Source organism: Roseivirga seohaensis, from assembly GCF_001592945.1.
Taxonomy (GTDB): Bacteria; Bacteroidota; Bacteroidia; order Cytophagales; family Cyclobacteriaceae; genus Roseivirga; species Roseivirga seohaensis.
Genome location: NZ_LRPB01000012.1, coordinates 80,159 through 102,603, shown reverse-complemented (window position 1 = coordinate 102,603; position 22,445 = coordinate 80,159). Strand labels below are relative to the sequence as shown.

At 39.7% G+C, this 22,445-nt stretch carries 22 protein-coding genes; 15 read left to right on the top strand and 7 right to left on the bottom strand.

Annotated elements, in window-relative coordinates; genetic code table 11:
- Positions 1-8: 8 nt before the first annotated feature.
- The 4 genes from AWW67_RS05635 to AWW67_RS05620 are packed head-to-tail and all read left to right on the top strand — an operon-like array spanning position 9 to position 4,245.
- Positions 9-1,247, top strand: a complete 1,239-nt coding sequence (locus tag AWW67_RS05635; protein ID WP_062300634.1) for a nucleoside permease — start codon at positions 9-11, stop codon at positions 1,245-1,247.
- Positions 1,244-2,401 (top strand): Gfo/Idh/MocA family protein, encoded by a 1,158-nt coding sequence (locus AWW67_RS05630; RefSeq protein ID WP_062300633.1) that lies wholly within the window; start codon positions 1,244-1,246, stop codon positions 2,399-2,401. Before AWW67_RS05635 ends, AWW67_RS05630 begins: the two co-directional genes overlap by 4 nt.
- Positions 2,388-3,437, top strand: coding sequence for a sugar phosphate isomerase/epimerase family protein (locus AWW67_RS05625; protein WP_062300632.1), 1,050 nt, complete (start codon positions 2,388-2,390; stop codon positions 3,435-3,437). The genes AWW67_RS05630 and AWW67_RS05625 overlap by 14 nt, the downstream gene beginning before the upstream one ends.
- Position 3,438: 1 nt before the next feature.
- On the top strand, positions 3,439-4,245 hold the full coding sequence (locus AWW67_RS05620; RefSeq protein WP_082793987.1) for a 3-keto-disaccharide hydrolase: 807 nt from the start codon (positions 3,439-3,441) through the stop codon (positions 4,243-4,245).
- Between the two features lie 289 nt (positions 4,246-4,534).
- Here AWW67_RS05620 and AWW67_RS05615 read toward each other — a convergent pair whose 3' ends face one another.
- A complete protein-coding gene (locus tag AWW67_RS05615; RefSeq protein WP_062300631.1) occupies positions 4,535-4,750 on the bottom strand; it encodes a response regulator transcription factor in 216 nt (71 codons plus the stop codon).
- A gap of 209 nt (positions 4,751-4,959) precedes the next feature.
- Between AWW67_RS05615 and AWW67_RS05610 the strand changes: the two genes are divergently transcribed.
- From AWW67_RS05610 to AWW67_RS05600, 3 genes are read left to right on the top strand one after another with little or no spacing between them, the layout of a single operon-like run.
- Complete coding sequence (locus AWW67_RS05610; protein WP_062300630.1) at positions 4,960-5,451, top strand: hypothetical protein; 492 nt, start codon at positions 4,960-4,962, stop codon at positions 5,449-5,451.
- Positions 5,451-7,208 (top strand): tetratricopeptide repeat-containing sensor histidine kinase, encoded by a 1,758-nt coding sequence (locus AWW67_RS05605; protein WP_082793986.1) that lies wholly within the window; start codon positions 5,451-5,453, stop codon positions 7,206-7,208. Before AWW67_RS05610 ends, AWW67_RS05605 begins: the two co-directional genes overlap by 1 nt.
- Positions 7,201-7,848, top strand: coding sequence for a response regulator (locus AWW67_RS05600; protein ID WP_062300628.1), 648 nt, complete (start codon positions 7,201-7,203; stop codon positions 7,846-7,848). Before AWW67_RS05605 ends, AWW67_RS05600 begins: the two co-directional genes overlap by 8 nt.
- 41 nt (positions 7,849-7,889) lie before the next feature.
- Here AWW67_RS05600 and AWW67_RS05595 read toward each other — a convergent pair whose 3' ends face one another.
- From AWW67_RS05595 to AWW67_RS05580, 4 genes are all read right to left on the bottom strand, one after another.
- Positions 7,890-8,513: a gluconate 2-dehydrogenase subunit 3 family protein gene (locus tag AWW67_RS05595; RefSeq protein WP_062300627.1), complete on the bottom strand. Its 624-nt coding sequence runs from the start codon at positions 8,511-8,513 to the stop codon at positions 7,890-7,892.
- 3 nt (positions 8,514-8,516) lie between these two features.
- Positions 8,517-10,271: a GMC family oxidoreductase N-terminal domain-containing protein gene (locus tag AWW67_RS05590; RefSeq protein ID WP_062300626.1), complete on the bottom strand. Its 1,755-nt coding sequence runs from the start codon at positions 10,269-10,271 to the stop codon at positions 8,517-8,519.
- A gap of 185 nt (positions 10,272-10,456) precedes the next feature.
- Positions 10,457-10,678, bottom strand: a complete 222-nt coding sequence (locus AWW67_RS05585; protein ID WP_015329640.1) for a DUF2795 domain-containing protein — start codon at positions 10,676-10,678, stop codon at positions 10,457-10,459.
- A gap of 124 nt (positions 10,679-10,802) precedes the next feature.
- Positions 10,803-12,041, bottom strand: coding sequence for a DUF349 domain-containing protein (locus tag AWW67_RS05580; RefSeq protein WP_062300625.1), 1,239 nt, complete (start codon positions 12,039-12,041; stop codon positions 10,803-10,805).
- 104 nt (positions 12,042-12,145) lie between these two features.
- Here AWW67_RS05580 and ettA point away from each other — a divergent pair, with 104 nt between their 5' ends.
- Positions 12,146-13,825, top strand: a complete 1,680-nt coding sequence (ettA, locus tag AWW67_RS05575) for an energy-dependent translational throttle protein EttA (RefSeq protein ID WP_062300624.1) — start codon at positions 12,146-12,148, stop codon at positions 13,823-13,825.
- A gap of 75 nt (positions 13,826-13,900) precedes the next feature.
- Here the strand turns inward: ettA and AWW67_RS05570 are convergent, their stop codons facing one another.
- On the bottom strand, positions 13,901-14,305 hold the full coding sequence (locus AWW67_RS05570; protein ID WP_053223564.1) for an OsmC family protein: 405 nt from the start codon (positions 14,303-14,305) through the stop codon (positions 13,901-13,903).
- Between the two features lie 61 nt (positions 14,306-14,366).
- On the opposite strand from AWW67_RS05570, the gene AWW67_RS05565 reads away from it, so the two are divergent.
- Positions 14,367-15,095: a hypothetical protein gene (locus tag AWW67_RS05565; RefSeq protein ID WP_053223563.1), complete on the top strand. Its 729-nt coding sequence runs from the start codon at positions 14,367-14,369 to the stop codon at positions 15,093-15,095.
- A gap of 67 nt (positions 15,096-15,162) precedes the next feature.
- On the top strand, positions 15,163-16,044 hold the full coding sequence (gene lipA / locus AWW67_RS05560) for a lipoyl synthase (RefSeq protein ID WP_053223562.1): 882 nt from the start codon (positions 15,163-15,165) through the stop codon (positions 16,042-16,044).
- Between the two features lie 47 nt (positions 16,045-16,091).
- On the opposite strand, the gene AWW67_RS05555 is transcribed toward lipA, so the two are convergent.
- Positions 16,092-16,622, bottom strand: coding sequence for a YXWGXW repeat-containing protein (locus AWW67_RS05555; RefSeq protein ID WP_062300623.1), 531 nt, complete (start codon positions 16,620-16,622; stop codon positions 16,092-16,094).
- A gap of 269 nt (positions 16,623-16,891) precedes the next feature.
- On the opposite strand from AWW67_RS05555, the gene AWW67_RS05550 reads away from it, so the two are divergent.
- The 5 genes from AWW67_RS05550 to pheT all read left to right on the top strand — a co-directional run bounded on the left by AWW67_RS05550 (position 16,892) and on the right by pheT (position 22,445).
- The gene (locus AWW67_RS05550) at positions 16,892-18,109 is read left to right on the top strand and encodes a DUF7477 domain-containing protein (protein WP_141655385.1); all 1,218 of its coding nucleotides are present in this window, start codon (positions 16,892-16,894) and stop codon (positions 18,107-18,109) included.
- 114 nt (positions 18,110-18,223) lie between these two features.
- Entirely contained in the window at positions 18,224-18,475 is a 252-nt protein-coding gene (rpsT, locus tag AWW67_RS05545; protein WP_053223559.1) for a 30S ribosomal protein S20, read from the top strand.
- A 115-nt stretch (positions 18,476-18,590) separates the two neighbouring features.
- Complete coding sequence (gene radC / locus AWW67_RS05540; protein ID WP_053223558.1) at positions 18,591-19,280, top strand: RadC family protein; 690 nt, start codon at positions 18,591-18,593, stop codon at positions 19,278-19,280.
- Positions 19,281-19,338: 58 nt separating this feature from the next.
- A complete protein-coding gene (locus AWW67_RS05535; protein WP_053223557.1) occupies positions 19,339-19,956 on the top strand; it encodes a DUF1684 domain-containing protein in 618 nt (205 codons plus the stop codon).
- A gap of 74 nt (positions 19,957-20,030) precedes the next feature.
- Positions 20,031-22,445 carry a phenylalanine--tRNA ligase subunit beta gene (gene pheT / locus AWW67_RS05530; protein WP_062300621.1) on the top strand — a complete coding sequence of 805 codons (2,415 nt, stop codon included), beginning with the start codon at positions 20,031-20,033 and terminating at the stop codon, positions 22,443-22,445.

The following is a 22,445-nucleotide window of genomic DNA, read 5'->3' as shown; positions in this document are numbered from 1 at the left end:
TACCAACTATGAATACAAGCAATTCTGGCATCACCACACGCCTCAGCGTTATGATGTTTCTACAATTTTTTATTTGGGGCGGCTGGTTTGTTACCCTTGGCACTTTTTTAGGCAATAATATTAATGCCACAGATGGCCAAATTGCCCAAGCCTTTTCAACTCAATCTTGGGGGGCAATCATAGCTCCTTTCATTATCGGTTTAATAGCAGACCGGTATTTTAATGCGGAAAAAATTCTAGGCCTATTACACTTAGCAGGAGCCGTATTGATGTATTTAATGGCAGAAACGACCGAATTCGAAGTATTCTATCCTTATGTGCTCGGTTATATGGTGTTATATATGCCCACATTGGCTTTGGTAAACTCAGTGGCCTTTAGAACTATGACCGACCCTTCAAAGCAATTCTCTAGAATTAGAGTTTGGGGAACAATTGGGTGGGTTTTAGCTGGACTCGTAATTAGCTTTGTGTTTTCTTGGGATTCTCAAGAAGCAATTGCTGAAGGTATGTTGAAAAACACTTTTCTGATGACGGCAATCGCATCGGCCATTTTGGGAGTATTCAGTTTTACATTACCTAAAACGCCTCCGCGTGTAGAAAAAGGTGAGAAAATAACTCTAAAAGAAATTCTCGGGCTAGATGCCCTTAAGCTTTTAACGAATAAGAACTTCGCAGTATTCTTCTTTTCATCTGTTCTTATCTGTATTCCACTGGCCTTCTACTATCAAAACGCCAATCCGTTTCTGGCCGAAATTGGAGTAAGTAACCCAACTGGAAAAATGACCATTGGCCAAATTTCAGAAGTATTATTTATGCTCTTGCTTCCGATTTTCCTTAAAAAATACGGCATCAAAAAGACCTTACTTTTCGGAATGTTAGCTTGGGCGCTACGCTATGTATTGTTTGCTTTTGGTAACTCAGACGAGCTTGTTTTCATGCTGATTACTGGAATTGCACTACATGGTATTTGCTACGATTTCTTCTTCGTTTCAGGTCAAATTTATACCGATTCAAAAGCAGGAGAGAAATTCAAGAGTTCAGCACAAGGCCTTATTACCTTGGCTACTTATGGCGTTGGTATGCTCATCGGATTTTGGGTAGCGGGCCAAATTTCTCAATTCTATACCGTTGGCGATGTGCATGAGTGGAAGAATATCTGGCTATTACCAGCAGGCTTTGCCGTATTGGTATTCTTAATTTTTGCGGCCACTTTCAAAAACGAAGAAATACACTACGAAGAAAAATGAACCAAAACAAAATCAAACTAGGCATGATTGGGGGCGGCAGTAGCTCTTTTATTGGCCTTACGCATCGAATAGCGGCTGCTATGGGTGAAAATTTCATTCTGGCTGGAGGCGCTTTCGAAAGAGACCATCATAAGTCACTGGATTTTGCCAAAACCTTAGGGCTTGATTTGTCAAGGTGCTATGCAAATATTGACGACTTTATTGCGGGTGAAAACGCCTTACCAAAGTCTGACAGAATTGAAGCGGTTGTGATTGTCACGCCCAACTTCCTTCACTATACTATGGCCAAGCAATTAATTCAAGCGGGCTTTCACGTTATTTGCGAAAAACCAGTCACCAACACTGCTGCGGAAGCCATTGAGCTAGAGCAGTTGGTCAACAAACACAAAGCAGTTTTTGCCCTAACGCATACCTATACAGGCTACCCTATGGTGCGCCAAATGAAAACCATGATTGCTGAAGGCATGATTGGCGACATTCAAAAAGTAGATGCGCAATATTACCAAGGCTGGATCAACCCTGTGATTCACGATAAAGAAAAGCGCAAAAGCGTTTGGCGATTAGACCCCGAAAAAGCTGGCCAAAGTTGCTGTATGGGCGATATTGGCGTGCATGCCTTTAACATGATTGAGTACACTACAGGTTTGAAAACCACCAAAGTGCTTTCCGACTTAAGCACACTCTACAACGACAACCCTTTAGATATTGACGGAACAGCTTTATTGCGTTTTGAAAATGGCGTTAGAGGAATGGTAAGGGCTAGTCAAATTGCTACGGGAGAAGAAAACAACCTCAAAATTGCGGTTTATGGTAGAAAAGGAGCGTTAAAATGGGAACAAGAAAACCCGAACTTTCTTTATTTCTTACAAGAAGACAAGCCCGTTCAGGTTTTCAAACCGGGTCATGTTTATAATAGTGATTTCGCCAAAGAAAGCACAAAAATGGCGCCTGGCCACCCAGAAGGGATTTTCGATTCTATGGCCAATATTTACAACGGAGCGGCAAAAGCCATTCGAGCTGAGGCATATCAAAAAGGTGCTTTCCCTACGATTCATGATGGCGTAAGAGGTATGAAGTTTATAGAAGCGGTTTTGGAATCTACCCAAAACGGAAATATTTGGACAGAAATAGTGGATGAGCATGAAAACAATTAAAGGACCCGCCATTTTTTTGGCGCAGTTTGCAGACGATAATGCCCCTTTCAATTCATTAGATAGCATTGCGAAATGGGCGAGTGATTTGGGTTATAAAGCCGTTCAAATTCCTACTTGGGATGCACGCTTAATTGACCTTGACAAAGCAGCCGAAAGCAAAACCTATTGCGATGAACTGAAAGGCACTTTGGCGAATCATGGTTTAGAAGTCAGTGAACTCTCTACCCACTTGCAAGGACAATTAGTGGCTGTTCACCCTGCTTACGAAGAACTTTTTAAGGGTTTTGCCCCAAAAGGAATGAACGCCAAACAACGAAATGTTTGGGCGATTGATCAAGTGAAAAAGGCGGCTGTCGCTTCTAAAAATTTGGGCTTAAAAGTTCATGCTTCGTTTTCAGGCGCTTTGCTTTGGCCCTATTTTTATAATTGGCCACAACGCCCAGAAGGTTTGATTGAAAAAGGGTTTACTGAATTAGCCAACCGATGGCTTCCAATCTTAAATCATTTTGATGAAAACGGAGTCGATCTTTGCTATGAAGTACATGCAGGAGAAGACCTTCATGATGGTATTAGCTTCGAAATGTTTTATGAGGCTACTGGCAAACACAATCGTGTTAAAATGCTTTACGACCCTTCCCATTTTGTGCTTCAGCAATTAGATTACTTGACTTACATCGACCATTACCATGAGTTCATTGGTATGTTCCATGTAAAAGATGCCGAGTTTAACCCAACAGGAAAATCGGGAGTTTATGGCGGTTATCAAGATTGGCGAGAACGACCAGGACGGTTCCGTTCGATTGGCGATGGACAAGTAGATTTCCAAAGCATTTTCTCAAAACTAACTCAACACGGCTATGATGGCTGGGCAGTATTAGAATGGGAATGCTGCATAAAATCGCCTGAGCAGGGCGCAAGAGAAGGTGCTCAATACATTGATCAATTTATTATTGAAGCCACAGAAAAAAACTTTGATGATTTTGCTGATGCTGGAATTAGCAATGAAGAATTTAAAAAACTATTAGGTCTAGACTAACATGAAAAGAACCCAAACCAACGCTCCTTATCCTATTTTGGCTTTTTCTCAAAAATGGATTACCAAAGCATTTGTAGGAACACATGCCCTTGCAGTGATTATCTTTTTACTGACACAAGTGTCGGCTTCTGCGCAAATCACCGACCCAAAAGCCACAGAAGTGTGGGAACCCGTTCCTCAAAAAGTGAACCCTGCAAAAAATGGAGGTGCCCCTTCCGATGCCATTGTGCTTTTTGATGGCTCAAACCTCAATGCATGGAAATCTCGCAACGAAGATAAACCAGCAGGATGGAAAGTAGAAAACGGTTACATGGAAGTAGCAAGGGGCGCTGGTGACATTATGACCAAAAAGACGTTTGGTGATATTCAATTACACCTAGAGTGGAGTGCCCCTACTGAAATAGTAGGTGAAGGCCAAGGAAGAGGGAATTCTGGTGTTTTTTTACAGGAACGCTACGAAGTTCAAATTCTTGATAGTTATGTGAGCAAAACCTATTCGAATGGACAGGCTGGTTCTATTTACAAGCAAAGTATTCCCTTGGTAAATGCTACTGCAGCTCCAGGTGAATGGAATGTTTATGACATCATTTATAAAGCCCCACAATTTAATAAAGACGGAATAAAAGTAGCAGACGGATATGTAACCGTTATCCATAATGGAGTCGTAATCCAAAACCACCAAAGGCTTTTGGGCACTACAGAATACATTGGTTTTCCTAAAAACCCAGCCCATGGCGATGGCGCTATTATTCTGCAAGACCACGGAAACCCTGTAAGGTTCAGAAATATTTGGCTGAGGGAGCTATAAAAAAGTGAGGGCATCTTCGGTAGAAAATGCCCTCTGATTGATTGGTTGAGGATGTCCTGTCAAACACCTCGGCTCCCTATTCTCACACTACTAAGAATAGTTTTCTTAAAAAATTGAAGTCACCAAGATTGAGACAAGCACTGTTATTAATAAAAACAGTTCAAAATTGGCGTTAACCGTCTTTATAATATTTCCGAACGGGGCAAGTTGTTTTCGCAACTCTTTCGATCCATTGGCAGTATTGGTTTTCTTTCCCGTAAAAATCGATTGAGACTCAGTCATAATATTATTATCGTATAATTCCCCTTCTAATACACCTCACTACCAAATCGGTGGTGTTTCTTGCTTCCGATTTCCTCAGAATATTTTTCCTGTGAGTTTTAACGGTATCAACCGACACAAATAATTCATCAGCAATTTCTTTAGCGCTATTTCCCTCAGCCAAAAGGTTAATAATCTCGAATTCCCTGGCCGTGAAATCCAATCGTAGTTCTAGGTGGTGCATGGTCTCTGATTTAGTATTTCAAAGTACATCAAACCACCGCCCGGTTCTATCAAGGTTTTAGACTGAAAAAAAAACTAGTGGTTTTCCGCTAGACGAAGTTTATATTGGGTTCAAGAATGTTTTTAGTCGGTGAGTATACCAAGCATACTGGCATATTTTCTGGCAAAACAACTCTCTAAAACACTGAAAATCAACCAAAACCATACAACATGAAAGCTGAGAAAATACCTAAAATTCCAATGGGCTACGAAATGGAAACATTCAAGGATTTGCCCAAAGATGTTATCACCCATATGCCTTTTATTATTTTCGCCCCAAACAGACCTGTAATTGGTGGTGAAGTTTATGTTCCAATGCACTTTTTATACATCTTCAAAAATCTAGATGTATTTAGTCAAGATGGCTATGAGAATGGACATGTTTTTGATGAAATGCCACCTAATTCTACTCTAACTTTCAAATCAAATTTTAAGGAAGAAGTAGGTTATTCCGTAATCAGAACAACCTATTACTTCAACGTAAAGCTTGGGCGTGAAACCCTTAAGTTTAAGATGAACATTAGCGAATCGGATAAAGTAAAATACAACTTAGCCAATAGAGATAACCGATTACCTTTGGCTAATGGTGTTTCAATGGCATTTACGCCTGAATTCTTTACAGAAGAGTGCGATGTTAACATTCCCCCTCCACCAACAGCCTAATGTCTAGATTTGTAAATAGGATATTCATAGGTGTAATCGCTTTAATGGTGATTACACCCTTCCTTTCTTTTGGCCAATCGCAAAAAACCGACAGCCTAAAGGAAAATTATACCCAAAATAAGCAGCCGAGTACAGCCATTGAATTGGCTGAAATATTTACACTAACCAATACCGATTCTGCACTTTACTTTCTACAACAGGTAGATAAAACATCGCTTTCTGAAGTAGACAGAATTCATTTCGAAAAAGTAAAAGGCAGATTTTTTACGGTTACTAGCCAGTATGACAGTGCTGTTTTGATTTATACTGGCTTATTGAGAATACTAGAAGGAAAACCGGAACATATAAGGTTAGAGGCCGATATTTTAGACAATATTGGTGGAGTTTACCTAACGCTTAGAGAAAACGACCAATCACTCGATTTTATCAATCGGGCTAAAAAAATTAGGGAAGAAAACAGACTAGCCTCTGAACTTTATAAATCTCACTACTCTTTGGGAAACTTCTTATTCAGAACCGGAAAAAGCAGAGAAGCAGTCGATAATTACAGAAAGAGTTTCGCGCTATTAAACCAGAAAAGCGATATCAATTTTCAGGCAAACCTAAACTATATGATGGGCACGGCCTATAACATATTGAAGCAAAATGATAGCTCCATATATTTTCTTCTTAAGGCCAAAACCATTTATGACCAAACCAATCAGGTAGTTTCTCAAATCAACACGGCAAACTCCATTGCTCAAGCCATGATTAATGAGCAACGATTTTCTGAAGCCATTCCTTTATTGGAAAATAACATTAAGCTGTTAGCTTCAAACGGAGATTGGCAGAAATACATGGCCGCCTACTCACAGCTTTCTAAAGCATACGAAGGGCTGGAAGATTATAAAAATGCCTTGGCGTATCAAAAATTACGGTACGACACCGTAGTAGGTTTTTTAGCAAAACAAAGAACAGAATCAGTAGCCAAAATCACTGAAGATTACAGAACCGATAAACAGCTGGATGAAGCAGAAGAAACAGCCATTTGGGCAACACAAAGGGCTAAAATTTTTGGAGGAATTACCATCGCTTTAATCATGCTTCTGATTATTAGTTACCTCCTTTTTTCAAGAACAATTCAACGCAAAAAGTTAGAAAACTTAAGAGCAATGGTTTTGGGTGAAGAAAATGAAAGAAAGCGTGTGGCCAAAGATTTACATGATGGAATCGGTGTTCTGCTTACAAGTATAAAAATGCGTTTGAGTAACTTTGAAGATAATGTAGAAGACAAAAATGCATTTCAAAATTCACTAGGTCAAATTGATAATGCCTGTTCGGAAGTACGCAGAATTTCGCACAATATGGTTCCTGCCAGCTTAAGCAAATTAGGCTTAGAAGAAGCCATGCTCGATCTTTTTGACAATGTAACGGCTTCATCTCAAATTGAAATTCAAGAAAAGTTAAGTTATGAAGTAGGCGATTTCGAAGAGTCTAGTGAAGTACTCATTTATCGAGTAATTCAAGAGCTAGTAAACAACACTCTTAAGTACGCACAAGCTTCTAGCATTCAAATTGAAATGAAAAAAATCAAAGATGAATATATTATTGAGTACCAAGACAATGGAGTTGGCTTTGACAAAACCAAAATTAAGAATGGACTTGGACTCAAGAGCATCGCTTCTCGAATTGACATTTTGAAAGGGAAGCTCACATTTGATAGTACAGAAGGAAATGGGGTAAGCTTCAAAATAAATATTCCGTTACAACATGGATAAAATTAAAATCTTAGTAGCAGACGATCATCAAGTAATTATTGATGGCTTAGAGGCCATCATTAGCACTACCGAACACCTTGAATTTATAGGAGGGGCATCGAACGGAAAAGAAGTGATTTCTAAAGTAGAATCTCAGCCTGTTGATTTAATATTGATGGACATCAACATGCCTGAAATGGACGGTTTGGAATGCACGGCATACCTGAGCAAAAACTACCCAAACATTAGGGTAATTGCCTTGAGCATGCACGACAACCCTAGGCTGGCCAAGCGAATGATCAAAAACGGAGCCTTTGGTTTTCTACTCAAAAATTCGAGTAAAGCCAATATTCTAACAGCTATATCGGAAGTAATGCAGGGAAGAAATTTCTTCGATCCTATGTTGATGTCTACCTTTTTTGATGCGGATAATAAAAAATCATCGAGCAGTTTTTCAAAAAAAGACTTACTCACTAAGCGTGAAATCCAGATTATTCAACTGATCTGCCAAGAAAAAACCACTGCAGAAATTGCAGACGAACTATCCATCAGCACCCACACCGTAGAAAGTCACCGAGGAAATATTATGCTGAAGTTAGAGCTTAAAAACTCAGTCGGCCTTGTAAAATGGGCGATTCAAAACGAGGTGATTGAGCTTTAATTGAATAAAAAATTCCGCCCTAAAAGAGCGGAATTAAACTCTTAAACATTCGACCAAGCCTTTTGACCGGGTTCGTAAGGAATACAGCCTTCATATTTACCAGGAATAGGGTCATATGCCATCACTTCTTTCCCTACTAATTCTGAAGAAAAATAACTCCAAATAGTAGAATCTACCACGTTGGTCACAAAATAGGTTTCAACAAAAACATCGTCTTTCTCTCCTTCCTTTCTGAATTCAGCGCGGTAGTTTCTCAGAATATCCTTGTCAGCCTCATACTTGTCAAAGTAGCTATTAATAGCCTCCGTCATTTGTTCGGTGGTTGCCTTAACAAAACTCACCTCCTGATTTGCGTTAAAATTAGCCACAAAAACATTGAGTCCTCTCTTGAAATATTCCGCTTCACGGTTTCTGTAAATATTGGCTAAAGCTGAATCCAAATGACTTGGCACTCCGGCTTCAATAGCTCCTGGTGTACTCGTTTTGGGCATAATTCCTTCACAAATCTTCCCCAATTGGCTTGCCTCTTCGGGGCTTAGGTACACCGGTTTCCAATCTAGCTCAACGGCAGAAGAACAACCCTGCAATGCGCCAAAGAAAACCGTAGAGGTAAACAAAGCCATCGATCCGAATCCTAAGTTTTTTAATGCTTCTCTTCTTTCCATGGTTTATAAATTTCCTTTTTGAATTTGATCTGCAGCGTAATTGGCAGCCCTAGCCGAAAAGGCCATATAGCCTAGTGATGGATTATGACATGCCGATGAGGTCATGAAAGAGCCATCCGTTACGAAAACGTTCTTACACGCATGAATCTGATTCCACTTATTCAGTACCGAAGTTTTAGGGTCGTGCCCCATTCTTGCTGTTCCCATTTCATGAATCCCCAAGCCCATATTTGGCCCGTTGTCATAGGTGCTTACATTTTTAAAGCCTGCTGCTTCTAACATTTCAGCGCCTGAGGCCGCCATGTCTTTTCGCATTTCGTATTCGTTTTCATGAAAATTACCAGCATCAAAAATCACTTGTGGTAAACCCCAAGCATCGAGGTTTTCATAATCTAATCTCATATGGTTTTTATGCTGCGGAAGCGTTTCGCCAAAACCCATAAAGCCAATCGTCCAGCCTCCTGGCGTCATCCAAGCATCTTTTACTGCTCCTCCAACTCTTTTATTGTTCATTTCAGCAATGTTTCTGCCCCAACCTTGGCGAGAAGCACTGCCTTGATACCCATAGCCCCTAACGAAGTTTTTAACATCAGAACTTCCTCCCAAATTTCTAAACCGAGGAATATAAAGCCCATTCGGCCTTCTGCCTTTGTAATATTTATCTTCGTATCCTTCTACCGTTGCACTTGCACCAACTCCAAGGTGGTGGTCCATAATATTATGCCCTAATTCGCCACTATCGTTACCCAGCCCGTTCGGGAAACGCTCACTTTTAGATTGCATTAAAATAGCAGCCGAAGCAATGGCCGAAGCACATAAAAAAATGACTTTCGCATAAAATTCTGTTTGCTCCTTAGTGTTTTGGTCAATAACCCTAACTCCAGTGGCTTTTCCGGTTTTATCATCATAAATCACCTCGCTCACAATTTGATCGGTAATTACAGTGAGGTTTCCTGAAGCCACACCAGCAGGCAAAGTAGACGAAAGGCTAGAAAAATAACCTCCATACGGACAACCGCGCATACAGCGGTTTCGCATCAAACATTGGCTCCTAGCTCCTGGGTTCTTATGGTCGGGCTGATTAACGTTTAGCGCTTCAGTAAGATGTGCTGTTCGGCCTACTGTAACCCAGCGGTTGTTCCATTTGCTTTCTACCGCTTTCTGGAAATCTTTTTCCACACAGTTCATTTCCATTGGGGGAAGAAACTCTCCATCAGGCAATTGCTTAAACCCACGTTTCTCACCACTCACACCAATATAACGTTCTACATAATCATACCAAGGCTTAATGTCTTTGTACCGAACTGGCCAATCTACCCCAAAGCCATCTTTAATATTGGCTTCAAAATCTATATCGCTCAAGCGGTAACTTTGGCGCCCCCAAGTAATAGACCGCCCACCCAAGTGGTAGCCTCTCATCCAGTCGAAACGCGTGTTTTCTTCTTGGTATGGGTGTTCTGAATCTTTGACAAAAAAATGACGATGGGCTACATTGGTAGTATAACCTGTCCTATCTTGTTTAGGGTAATCCTTCTCAATAATTTCTGGATTGGTTCTACCGCGGTTGGGAAGATCCCAAGTATCCATATTGGCAGTGTGATAGTCCTTAATGTGTTCAATTTTTCGGCCACGTTCTATTACAACAGTTTTAAGGCCTTTTTCACTGAGTTCTTTTGCAGCCCAACCTCCACTTACACCAGACCCAACCACTATGGCATCATAAGTTCGTTGTTCCTTAGACTTTAGGTTTAGATTCATTCAATTTCTTTTTATTTCAAAAAATAGTGCGGTCGAACCCATGTGGGTTTTACTGACCGACTAGAAATATAAGAATTATCAATCGTAATCTCAGCGATTATCATCTAGAAGGAAAAGCCTACCTAATTTTTCAAGTGGCTAAAAAGTATGAAGCAAAAAAAACCCCGAATTACCGGGGTTGATTTTCAATATTCATCTTCGTTAAAAAAGAAATCGTCTTTTGTTGGATAGTCAGGCCATATCTCTTCGATACTTTCATAAGGCTGACCATCGTCTTCTAATTCTTGGAGGTTTTCAACCACCTCAAGTGGGGCTCCAGACCTGATTGAAAAGTCAATCAATTCATCTTTAGTCGCAGGCCAAGGGGCGTCTTCCAAGTAAGAAGCTAGTTCAAGTGTCCAATACATTTCTTATCTTTTTTAATGGCGTGCAAAAGAATGAATTAAACTCTAAAAATCAAACCTATGTGCCTAATTATTTTATTATTAACAAAAAGGTCGTTTCAGAATCGCAACCTCCTGACTTTTAAAGCTATGCGCCAGCTTTAACCTGTCGTAAAATCTCTTCTTTTACTTTCACCTTTCTTTCTTGGAGTTCAAGCTTGCCGCCAATCAGCCTATCAAGCCCCGAACTCGTGTTGAACTTATCCAAATTCTCTTGAAATGTGGAAAGTTCATTTTTATCTCGGTTGAGTAAATCGTAAATGATTTTTAGCCTAAGTCTTTCTTTATCAGCTTCGTTTTGCTTACCCTTAATTTTCTTATGAAGTAAGCTTTCTATGAACTGCTTTTCAGCAATTTGGTCTGTCAAAAACAGAAACTCAGCCTGAAGTTTTTCCATTTCTACCTTTCCAACTGGCCCAAAGCTTTTCCATTGCTCTCGAAGTGATTTAACATTGGCTTTTGGGCTAATACTCTCATTCAAAACAGCCAACTCTTTCAAAAATGCAGAACGACTCTCTAGATTCTCTTTTTTATTGCCTGTGTTCCCTTTTGCCTTCCCCTCCTTTTTAGCTTTTGCTAAAGCTCCCTTGATTATCGTTTGAAATTGATTCCAAAAATCGGTGCGGACATCAGCTTTGATTCTACCTAAGTCTTTCCATTCTTCTTTAAGCGTTCTGATTTTTTCAACCAAAACAGAATAGCTTTCAATCTCTTTTATCTTTTTTGCTTCTTCTAAGAAATCCTGATAATTGGCTTCTTTTTCTTTCATCATTTTTTCGAGGTCGGCATAAAAAGCAGTCCTTCTCTCAAAAAAACCATCAAGTAATGCCTTAAATGTCCCTTCTATTCTTTCCTTCTCAGCATCGTCAACTGCGCCAGTTTTTATCCATCTGCGCTGTACCTCTTTTACTTCCGCTGTTGCCGATTTCCATTCGCTGCTTTTTACTGCTTCTTCCAGTTCAGCCAACAGTGCCGTTTTTATTTCCAGATTCTTTAATCGGTTTTGCTGAATAAAGCTATTTAGCTGCTCTTCCAACAAATTCAATTTTTGATAAAGGGATTCAAAGTCGCCAATGGCATCAAAGTCATGCAAGGTTTCTTTAAGGTGAAGTACCTTCATTAGGTAGGAACCCTTGTTTTCGGTTGAATTAATTTTTCCCTCTACCTCATTAACTTTGGCCTGCGCTAAAGCAAATCGCTCCGTATAATAAAGCATAGCGGCCTCTTCGGTTTCTTTCACTTCCCCAATCACTTTATCTGTATAATCGAGAAATGCTTTTCTGAAAACCTTGCCTTCTTTGATAAACCCGTATTCTTTTTCTTCCAAAACGCTAAGATTGAATTTTGCCCGAAATTAGCTAAATAACCCAAGAGAGAAATTCCCAAGCAGAATTTTTAGCATATTTGCTCCAAAATAGAACGATACAGACTATGAGTGACGAAAAAATTATTTTTTCAATGGCTGGGGTCAACAAGATTTACCCCCCACAAAAGCAAGTCTTAAAAAATATCTACCTCTCGTTTTTCTACGGAGCAAAGATTGGTGTGCTCGGACTCAACGGTTCGGGTAAATCCTCTCTACTTCGCATTATTGCTGGTGTAGACACAGAATACCAAGGCGAAGTGGTTTTCTCACCAGGTTATAGTGTGGGAATGCTAGAGCAAGAGCCTCAGCTCGACCCCAACAAAACGGTAAAGCAGGTAGTTGAAGAAGGCGCTAAAGAAACTGTTGATTTACTGAACAAGTTTGAAGAGATCAACGCCAAATTCGCTGACCCTGAAATTCTCGATGATCCAGATAAAATGAACAAGCTGATTGAAGAGCAAGGAAAAGTTCAGGAGAAACTAGATCACATCAACGCTTGGGATTTAGACAGCAGACTTGAAAGAGCAATGGATGCATTAAGAACACCTCCATCAGATGCTTCAATTAAAAACCTTTCTGGGGGAGAAAAAAGAAGAGTTGCCTTGTGCCGCTTATTGATTCAAGAACCTGATGTATTATTACTCGATGAGCCTACCAACCATTTGGATGCTGAATCTGTGCATTGGCTTGAGCAATATTTACAGCGCTATAAAGGAACCGTAATTGCCGTTACTCACGACCGTTATTTCCTTGATAACGTAGCCGGATGGATTCTTGAACTCGACCGAGGCGAAGGCATTCCATGGAAAGGAAATTATTCTTCGTGGCTAGACCAAAAACAAACCCGTTTAGCTGGTGAAGAAAAAACTGAATCGAAAAGACAGAAAACCTTACAGCGCGAGTTGGAGTGGGTAAGAATGTCGCCTAAAGGAAGACAGGCCAAAGCCAAGGCACGTTTGAGCGCTTATGACAAACTACTAGGTCAGGAGGGTAAGGAAAAAGAAGCTAAGTTGGAGCTTTACATTCCGCCAGGAGAAAGGTTAGGATCGAAAGTGATTGAAGCACATAATGTAGCCAAGGCTTTCGGAGATAAGCTTCTATATGAGAACCTGGAATTCTCACTTCCTCAAGGCGGTATTGTTGGAATTATAGGACCAAATGGTGCTGGTAAAACCACCCTATTCAACATGATTACTGGAAAAGAAACGCCAGACCAAGGGGAATTTATTGTTGGACCAACGGTAGACATCGCCTATGTTGACCAAGAGCACGACAATCTTGACCCTAACAAATCGGTTTGGGAAGTAATTACTGGAGGAAATGAATTGATTACGCTCGGAGGAAAAGAAATGAACTCTAGGGCCTACGTAAGTAAATTCAATTTTAACGGAACAGACCAAAACAAAAAGGTGGGCCAGCTTTCTGGTGGAGAGAGAAACCGAGTGCACTTGGCACTAACCCTTAAGCAAGGCGCTAACCTCTTATTACTCGATGAACCTACCAACGACCTTGATGTAAATACACTAAGAGCATTGGAAGAAGGTTTGGATAACTTTGGTGGTTGCGCTGTAATTATCTCTCACGATAGGTGGTTCTTAGATAGAATCTGTACGCACATTCTAGCTTTCGAAGGTAACTCTCAAGTGTATTGGTTCGAAGGTGGATATTCAGAATATGAAGAAAACCGTAAGAAACGATTGGGAGATACTGGACCAACCAGAATTAAATATAAGAAACTGAGTTAATCGGTTTTCAATTCATAAAAAATGCCTCACTGATAATCAATGAGGCATTTTTATTTCTAAGCATGCAGTATCCACTTAGAAATGAAACTCGATAGATTGTTTTAGGTCTTCACGCAAGCTTAGCGCAACAGGGCATGTCAAACCAATGTTCTTTATCCACTCCCTGTCTTTGTCAGACAACGTACAATTCTCCCAAAAGAAATCCATTTTAATTTCAGAAATTCTACGAGGGTTCGCGCTCATTATTTTTGTCGATTCCACATTCATTCCTTCCATATTTAAACCCTTTTGCTCTCCAGCAATGGCCATAACGGTCATCATACAACTACCCAATGCAGCCGCCACAAGGTCAGTAGGCGAAAATGCTTCTCCTTTTCCATTATTATCTACAGGTGCATCAGTAACAATACCGTTTCCAGATTTAACATGAACGGCTTCGGTACTTAGGTTTCCCGTATATTTTGATTTCACAGTAATCATAAACTAAGCAGTATTTTTTTTCGTTAATTTAGCAATCTCAAACAGAGCTACAACGCCAAGTATGCAAATTAGTGTCAAAGTTTTTACAGTCGTCTTGTTATTATTTATCTGTAACACTGGTTTTAGTCAGTCGGGCTTTGGCTTTGACACGAGGATCGAAGACGAGAATTATGAAATTGAAAATGTTTTTGGTGGCTCACATGCCTCTAACAGTGGCCTCATAAGCTCTTTGTTTTGGAGGCACTCAAACTCATTTGACAAGAAAAATTTAGCGCACTATGGCATTGAGTTGGCCAATACTCGCCACCCTAGAGAATCGCGACAAACCACAATTACAGGAAGTAGTTTCGTTATTGGAAAATCTAATTATCTCATTTCTATTCGTCCTTATTACGGAAGAGAAAAAGTGCTCTTCCAAAAATCACCACAACAGGGCGTAAGAGTTTCTGCTATGGCTTCCGCAGGCCCTACAATTGGCTTAGAAACCCCGTACTATGTAAATTATAGAGGTAGAAAAGAACAGTATGACCCAAACATACATTCGGTAAATAACATTAACGGAACCTCTAGTCCATTAAAAGGGCTTTTTGAATCGAATATTGTTCCAGGGCTTCATCTTAAAACATCAATGACCTTTGAGACCAATTCCACAAAAAATAGGGTTTTTGGTATTCAGGCAGGTTTTGTGATAGAGGCCTTTACTCGTAAAATCGACATTCTTCCTGAGGCCGAAGGAAAGAGTATTTACTCTGCTGCATTTATTGCAGTTTATTTTGGCAAAAGAAGATAAGCTACTTTCATATCATTTTGGAACCTTTGACTTACCTTTGTGGTATTGTTAGTCAGAGGACAAAAGGATGATTGAACTACCAGTAATTTCCAAAGAAAAAGAAACCAGAAGAAAAAAACCGGATTGGTTGCGTGTAAAACTCCCGATTGGAGAAGAGTATGCTAAAGTCCGCAAGCTGGTTGATCAATATAAACTTCATACCATTTGCGAAAGTGGCAATTGCCCAAACATGGGTGAATGTTGGGGAGCCGGCACGGCCACCTTTATGATATTGGGTAATGTATGTACCAGAAGTTGCTCTTTTTGTGCAGTAGCCACGGGCCGCCCACCAGAGTATGACACCGAGGAGCCTAAAAGAGTAGCTGAAGCTATTAAGCTGATGGGAGTTAAGCATGCAGTCCTTACTTCGGTAAACCGAGATGAGCTTAAAGACAGAGGTGCTGAAATCTGGTACCAAACGGTAGTAGAAACGAAAAAACTAAGCCCAGAAACCACCATAGAAACGCTAATTCCTGATGTAAAAGGAAACTGGGATGCATTATATAGAATGATTGATGCAGGTCAAGAAGTAGTTTCGCATAACATGGAAACTGTTGAAGAACTTTATAGAAGAGTTCGTCCACAGGCCAAATACGCTAGAAGCTTAGAAGAATTAAAACGCATTAAGGAATACGGAAAACGCTCAAAGTCAGGGGCTATGTTAGGTTTAGGCGAAACTGACGAACAGGTTTTCAGACTAATGGACGATTTGGCTGAAGTAAAGCTAGACATCTTGACTTTAGGCCAGTACTTGCAGCCTACCAAAATGCATCACGAAGTAATTGAATACGTTCACCCTGATAAATTCGAGTTCTTTAAAGAAGAAGGCTTAAAACGGGGAATTAAATATGTAGAATCTGGCGCATTGGTCAGATCATCGTATCACGCAGAAAGACATGTTCACGTATAATGTAAGAGGCGCCAATGGCGCCTCTTTTCATTTATCAATGTCTAATTTTAGAAAACCCTGATCCACACACCAGGCACCCAAACTCGAACACCACCTATAACACTGTAGCGGCCTTCTTGCCATCTATGATAGTCGCGTCTAACTGCCCAATGGCCTGGCACCCAAACATCTCTTCTGAGCCTTCTGTTGTATTCCCAATAACCATTTACCCATATATGTCTGCTGCTAGGTGCGGCATTTCTGTAAACCACATTTCGCCTTCCGTTTTTAAAGTCATAGTCATAATATGAATTATCGACTCTTCTCCATCTATTATCTCTTCTATTATCTGAATAACGATAACCATTATTTCTGACTACCACTTTCTTTACAACGGTTTCAGTTCTTCCATTCTTTTTTGCTCTAGAACTGTATACTTTTTTGCGGTTATCGTTTCTGCCACGATTGTCATCACGCTTTTCAACTCTACCCTTATCTCGGTTGTTACGGCTTTCATTACTTCGCCTCTGAGCCTGTATCTCTCCTTCGGCAAAAAGCCCAACCACCATTATTCCTACAAACAGTATTACTCTTTTCATAACCTTGATATTTAAATTTTCAACAAGGGTCGACCATTTTATTAATGCATTTATAGCTCTCTTCCCATTTCCATGCCAAAGTTTTATACCTACAAAAGGAGCTAAGCTAATAGGCTTTCTTCAGTAAACTGAACATTACTTCTAGACTCATCAAGGCTGATTCTAATACAGATTTTCAGAATTAAACCTAATTCAGCATTCATTGCAGACAATAAAATATGGAATTTCAGTTTTGAATAAATAAATTTAGGCTTCCCCAATAAAAAGAAATGCGTAAGAATTCATCTCTAATACTCATTGTAACCATATTGGTATTGACTGCGAACATAAGTTTTGGCCAGTATCATTTAGTAATGACCTATGGTAGCAACATTACAGCTCAGAAATGGAAAACAAGGACTGAATTTCCTAAAGAAGAAATAAGCGATGATTGGGACAACGATTATTATTTATCTAGCCTAAGCTATAATAACAATTTATGGACTGTTATATCATCCAAAACCTCAGATTATAGTTTACAGTCATGGAGAACGCGCGTAGATTTCCCAAAAGATGAAATAACAGAATTATGGGATGCTGGATATGCTATTACGGAGTTAACCTATGGTAATGATGTTTGGGCCTTGGTTATGTCTAAGGGCAGCAGTCACTCTGGTCAAAAATGGTCTACAACCACTGAATTTCCAAAAGATAAAATTAAAGAGTATTGGGATGAGGGAAGAAGCATTATTAAATTGGCTTATGGTCAAGGAAAGTGGGCGCTAGTAGGCTCAAAAACCGATGATATCACCTTGCAGAGATGGCGTACTTCTGAAACATTCCCAACAGAAGAAATTGAAGAAAACTTAGCCTTGGGTTACTCTATTACTCAACTAGAATACCTAAACGATCGATGGGTATTAGTTCTTTCAAAATACACCGACAATAGATCCCAACAACTTATAACCTCAGAGAGCTTTCCTAAGGAGGAAATCAGAAAACACTGGGAATCTGACTATTACATCACAAGTGTAGGGCGTCAAGAAATAGAGCCAGAAATAGAGCCAGAAATAGCAGAACCAGAGCCAACAACTGAAACGACAAAACCATATAGTGCTCCTGAAAACTCAACAAACCCTAGAATAACAGGTGTTTGGAATGGAACAAGTTTGGGGGATGCTGAAGATGTAGAGATAACATTTGAAGACAACAATGTTATCACCATAATTTCGGGTGATGAAGTAATGGGAGGTGAAAATTTTGAAATCGAAGATATTCCAGCTGGACTTAGTTATGAATTAAACATGGATGTTGTTCCTCACCAAATCGACATTGTTTTCACCATGTTCAATGTAGAGTTCTCTCGAATAAAGGGCATTTTCGAGTTTAGCGGCAAAAATGAAATCATGATGCTTTTATCTGATGACCCCGAAGCAGATAGACCTAAGGGCTTTATCAGCAAATCTGGAACTGAAACATTCAAACTCAAAAAAACCTCAAGTAAATAGAATGGTGAAAGCAAAGCTATTTATTCAGAATAATTTTAACAGCATGTATTTGTTAATATTATTTTAAGACCTATCTTTGCGTCCCGAATTTGAGAAATTGTAAGTAATAAATACATGGCAAATCATAAGTCTGCATTAAAAAGAATACGTTCGAACGAGGCTAAACGATTGAGAAACCGTTATCAGCACAAAACCACTCGTACTTACATCAAGAGATTGAGAGATACTTCAGATAAGTCTGAGGCTCAAGAGTTATTGAAAAAAGTTATTTCAATGGTTGATAAACTAGCAAAGAACAATATCATCCACAAGAACAAAGCTGCCAATAACAAATCAAAATTAACCAAGCTGGTAAACAGCCTTTAAGAGTTAATTGCTAACGATACTTGAAACCGAACTCTTCAGGGTTCGGTTTTTTTTGTTGTCCAATATTTAATATCCATCAACTTTTATTATATTCAGTCTTCCCATTCTAATATAAATGGAAAAAGGACTGAATATTCTTAAATGGGCTGAAGAAGACCGGCCACGCGAAAAGCTACTATTAAAAGGCAAGGCAGCCCTGTCCGATGCTGAGTTAATAGCCATTCTTATCGGCTCTGGCTCACGTGAATTAAGCGCTGTAGACCTCTCTAAAAAAATTCTCGCCCACTCCAATCACGACCTCAACACATTAGCCAAACAGTCGGTAACTGAACTTCAACAATTCAAAGGTATTGGTGAAGCAAAAGCCATTTCTATTGTGAGCGCCTTAGAATTAGGTAGAAGGAGGAAATCATTTGAGTCGGATAAGAAATTAAAGATTACCAATTCAAGAGATGTATACGAGCTGATGAAACCCGAGCTGATGGACCAACCGGTTGAACAGTTTTGGGTAGTTATGCTCAAAAGAAACAATGAGGTAATTCAAAAAAGAGTAATTAGCCTAGGCGGAGTTTCAGGCACAGTAGCCGACCCCAAAGTAATTTTTAAAAAGGCATTGGAAGATTTGGCCAGTGGAATCATCTTGGTTCACAACCACCCATCGGGCAACCTAAAACCTAGCCAAGCAGATATTCGACTCACTGAAAAATTGAAAAACGCGGGAAATCTGCTAGAAATTCCTGTTCTAGACCATATCATTTTTACAGATGATGGATATTTCAGTTTCGCTGACGAAAGTTTAATTTAACCCATACTTAAATCAATTTTCCATTTGAGTTTCAGCCTTTTCAACCTTACTTTACAGCATGAAAAGGAGCACTATTTTCGTTATTTTGATCGTTTTGCTTTTAGGTGTAACCGTATTTAACTTTCTCACTGTCGGGGAAAGTTCGAAAGAATACATCGCACGTATTGAAACAGAAAGAAAGGACAAAGACAAGCGTATGCTGGCTTCTAGCTCTCCTTTACTTGAAGAAGACAAGAGAACTTTCACCAAGTTGAACTACTACCCAGTAAACGAAGATTATAAAATCTTGGCACGACTAGTTGAAATCGAAAAGAAGGTACCAATCTTTATCACTACCACTACTGGCGAACAAGAAAAATACATTCCATTTGCTCATGCCGAGTTTGAGTTAGAAGGAAAACCACAAAGACTATTGCTCTACAAAGATTGGGACGATATTAACCCAAACCGGCTGTTTTTAATGTTTGCAGATGACACCAGCGGTGATGAAACTTATGGAGGTGGCAGATATATTGATTTGATGGAAAACGGCACAAATTCTGTGGTTTTAGACTTCAATACCGCCTATAATCCTTATTGCCATTTCAACCCAGAATATAGCTGCCCCATCCCTCCTGCCGAAAACTTGCTGAAAGTTCCGATTAAAGCAGGCGAAAAGCTCTACAAAAACGACTAAGCACATTGTTGGAAAGCTTAAATCATTAATTTTGCTCTTTCACCTAAATTGGGTGGAACAAGTAAAATAACGGCATGAAGATTTCCCTTAACTGGCTTAAAGAATATATTCAAATCACTGAATCTGCAGAAGAAATTGCAGCACTTTTAACTGGCTCAGGATTAGAAGTAGAAACTTGGGAGGAAGTAGAATCTGTAAAAGGAGGCCTTAAAGGCTTGGTAATAGGTGAAGTAATCACTTGTGCAAAACACCCCAACGCAGATAAATTAAGTGTAACTACCGTTGACATTGGTGAAGAGCAACTTTCTCCTATTGTCTGTGGCGCTCCAAATGTGAAAGCAGGTCAAAAAGTAATTGTTGCAACTGTTGGCGCTACTCTTTATCCAAGTTCTGGCGATTCATTCCAAATAAAAAAGGCCAAAATTAGAGGAGAAGTTTCTGAAGGGATGATTTGTGCCGAAGATGAAATAGGCCTTGGCCAATCTCATGATGGTATTTTAGTACTCGATACAGATTTGCCAAACGGAGCTCCCGCAGCTGATTATTTCAATTTAGAATCTGATTTCGTTTTTGAAATTGGTTTAACACCAAACCGGGCCGATGGTGCTTCACACATTGGTGTGGCCAGAGACCTAAAAGCTCTACTAAATAGACCTGCTACATTCCCATCAGTTGAAAGCTTCAAAGTAGATAATGAGAAAAGAGTTGTTCCGGTAACCGTTGAAAATACCGAAGCATGCCCAAGGTATTCTTCCCTTACCATTACTGGAGTTACTGTAACTGATTCCCCTGATTGGTTAAAGGCTAGACTAAATGCCATTGGAATTAAGCCTACGAACAACGTGGTTGACATTACCAACTTTGTACTCCATAGCCTTGGTCAGCCAATGCATGCCTTTGATGCAGATGAAATTGTTGGCGACAAAGTAACCGTAAAAACGCTTCCTGAAGGAACATCATTCACAACCCTTGATGAGAAAGAAAGGAAACTAGCCGATACAGACCTGATGATTTGTAATGAAGCTGGCGGAATGTGTATTGCCGGGGTATTTGGGGGCATCAAGTCAGGTGTTAAAAAAACTACGAAAAATGTATTTTTAGAGAGCGCTTATTTCTCTCCCGATTACATTCGAAAAAGCGCTCAGAAGCATCAATTAAAAACGGATGCTTCTTTCCGCTATGAGCGTGGAACTGACCCTAACATTACCGTTTACGCTTTGAAATATGCTGCATTGCTTGTTAAAGAGCTTGCCGGAGGCGAAATTTCATCACCTCTTGCCGACTTCTACCCAACACTTATCGAGAATTTTAAAGTAGACGTAAAGTTTGCGAACATTGACCGACTGATTGGAAAAGCAATAGGTAATGACAAAATCAAGTCAATATTAGAAAGCCTAGATATTCAAATTCAGAACGAAACTGAAACTGGATTTACCGCCATTGTTCCTCCCTACCGTGTAGATGTTCAGCGCGAAGCTGATATTGTGGAAGAAGTATTGAGAATTTATGGTTACAACAATATTGAAATCGATGACCATTTAAGCAGCACTTTCCTATCGGAATTTCCTTCTACAGATGCAGACGGAATTAAAAAAGAAACCTCTCGTTTATTGGCAGGGGCTGGTTTTCATGAAATAGTCACTAACTCGCTTACTAAAGATGGCTATTCAACTGGAACAGCAGCAATTGACGAAAATGAAAACGTTAAAATTCTCAACTATTTAAGTGAAGATTTAAACGTAATGCGCCAAACACTTTTATTCCATGGCCTTGAGGTTATTGATAGAAATGTGAAACGTAAGAACGGTGACCTAAAACTTTTCGAGTTCGGAACCACCTATCATTTCATCAAAGAAAAATATGTAGAGCGTTCTAGGCTTTCATTGTTTATAACAGGAAATTCCGCGCCTGAAAGTTGGCTGGCGCCAAGCAGAAAGGTTAACTTCCATGATTTATCGGCCATTGTGCTTAAGTTATTGGCCAAGTTTGGTATACATAAAATCGAAAGCCAAGAAACTGACAGTGATTTATTCGGTTATGGGCTAAGCATTTCTACCAATAAAAAACCAATCGTGCAGCTTGGAAAGGTAAATGCAGAAGTTGCCAAGTTAGCCGATGTATCTACCGAAGTTTTCTTTGCTGATTTCGATTGGGACTATATTCAAAAGCTATCATCTTCTGAATTTACCTTCCAGCCCATCTCTAAATACCCAGAGGTAAAAAGAGACTTATCATTAGTTGTTGATAAAGCCGTAAATTTTGATGACATTCGGAAGTTAGCAGAAAAGCTTGAGCGATCACTGGTCAATCGTATTAGTGTTTTTGATGTTTATGAAGGCGATAAAATTGACGCAGGCAAAAAAGCCTACGCCATCAGTTTCTATCTTCAAGACCAAGAAAAGACATTGACCGACAAGGTGATTGACAAATGTATGAGCCGATTAATGCAAGGTTTTGAGCGCGAGCTTGGGGCAGTAATAAGAAAATAA

What these genes read in the sequence shown, in the direction of transcription:
- AWW67_RS05625 (WP_062300632.1), top strand. Translation starts at nt 2,388, where the DNA reads ATGAAAACAATTAAAGGACCCGCCATTTTTTTGGCGCAGTTTGCAGAC.
- AWW67_RS05595 (WP_062300627.1), bottom strand. Translation starts at nt 8,513, where the DNA reads ATGGAAAGAAGAGAAGCATTAAAAAACTTAGGATTCGGATCGATGGCT.
- AWW67_RS05615 (WP_062300631.1), bottom strand. Translation starts at nt 4,750, where the DNA reads ATGCACCACCTAGAACTACGATTGGATTTCACGGCCAGGGAATTCGAG.
- AWW67_RS05565 (WP_053223563.1), top strand. Translation starts at nt 14,367, where the DNA reads ATGCAAATTAGTGTCAAAGTTTTTACAGTCGTCTTGTTATTATTTATC.
- AWW67_RS05535 (WP_053223557.1), top strand. Translation starts at nt 19,339, where the DNA reads ATGAAAAGGAGCACTATTTTCGTTATTTTGATCGTTTTGCTTTTAGGT.
- AWW67_RS05630 (WP_062300633.1), top strand. Translation starts at nt 1,244, where the DNA reads ATGAACCAAAACAAAATCAAACTAGGCATGATTGGGGGCGGCAGTAGC.
- lipA (WP_053223562.1), top strand. Translation starts at nt 15,163, where the DNA reads ATGATTGAACTACCAGTAATTTCCAAAGAAAAAGAAACCAGAAGAAAA.
- AWW67_RS05610 (WP_062300630.1), top strand. Translation starts at nt 4,960, where the DNA reads ATGAAAGCTGAGAAAATACCTAAAATTCCAATGGGCTACGAAATGGAA.
- AWW67_RS05570 (WP_053223564.1), bottom strand. Translation starts at nt 14,305, where the DNA reads ATGATTACTGTGAAATCAAAATATACGGGAAACCTAAGTACCGAAGCC.
- AWW67_RS05635 (WP_062300634.1), top strand. Translation starts at nt 9, where the DNA reads ATGAATACAAGCAATTCTGGCATCACCACACGCCTCAGCGTTATGATG.
- radC (WP_053223558.1), top strand. Translation starts at nt 18,591, where the DNA reads ATGGAAAAAGGACTGAATATTCTTAAATGGGCTGAAGAAGACCGGCCA.
- AWW67_RS05620 (WP_082793987.1), top strand. Translation starts at nt 3,439, where the DNA reads ATGAAAAGAACCCAAACCAACGCTCCTTATCCTATTTTGGCTTTTTCT.
- AWW67_RS05590 (WP_062300626.1), bottom strand. Translation starts at nt 10,271, where the DNA reads ATGAATCTAAACCTAAAGTCTAAGGAACAACGAACTTATGATGCCATA.
- ettA (WP_062300624.1), top strand. Translation starts at nt 12,146, where the DNA reads ATGAGTGACGAAAAAATTATTTTTTCAATGGCTGGGGTCAACAAGATT.
- AWW67_RS05605 (WP_082793986.1), top strand. Translation starts at nt 5,451, where the DNA reads ATGTCTAGATTTGTAAATAGGATATTCATAGGTGTAATCGCTTTAATG.
- pheT (WP_062300621.1), top strand. Translation starts at nt 20,031, where the DNA reads ATGAAGATTTCCCTTAACTGGCTTAAAGAATATATTCAAATCACTGAA.
- rpsT (WP_053223559.1), top strand. Translation starts at nt 18,224, where the DNA reads ATGGCAAATCATAAGTCTGCATTAAAAAGAATACGTTCGAACGAGGCT.
- AWW67_RS05555 (WP_062300623.1), bottom strand. Translation starts at nt 16,622, where the DNA reads ATGAAAAGAGTAATACTGTTTGTAGGAATAATGGTGGTTGGGCTTTTT.
- AWW67_RS05600 (WP_062300628.1), top strand. Translation starts at nt 7,201, where the DNA reads ATGGATAAAATTAAAATCTTAGTAGCAGACGATCATCAAGTAATTATT.
- AWW67_RS05585 (WP_015329640.1), bottom strand. Translation starts at nt 10,678, where the DNA reads ATGTATTGGACACTTGAACTAGCTTCTTACTTGGAAGACGCCCCTTGG.
- AWW67_RS05550 (WP_141655385.1), top strand. Translation starts at nt 16,892, where the DNA reads ATGCGTAAGAATTCATCTCTAATACTCATTGTAACCATATTGGTATTG.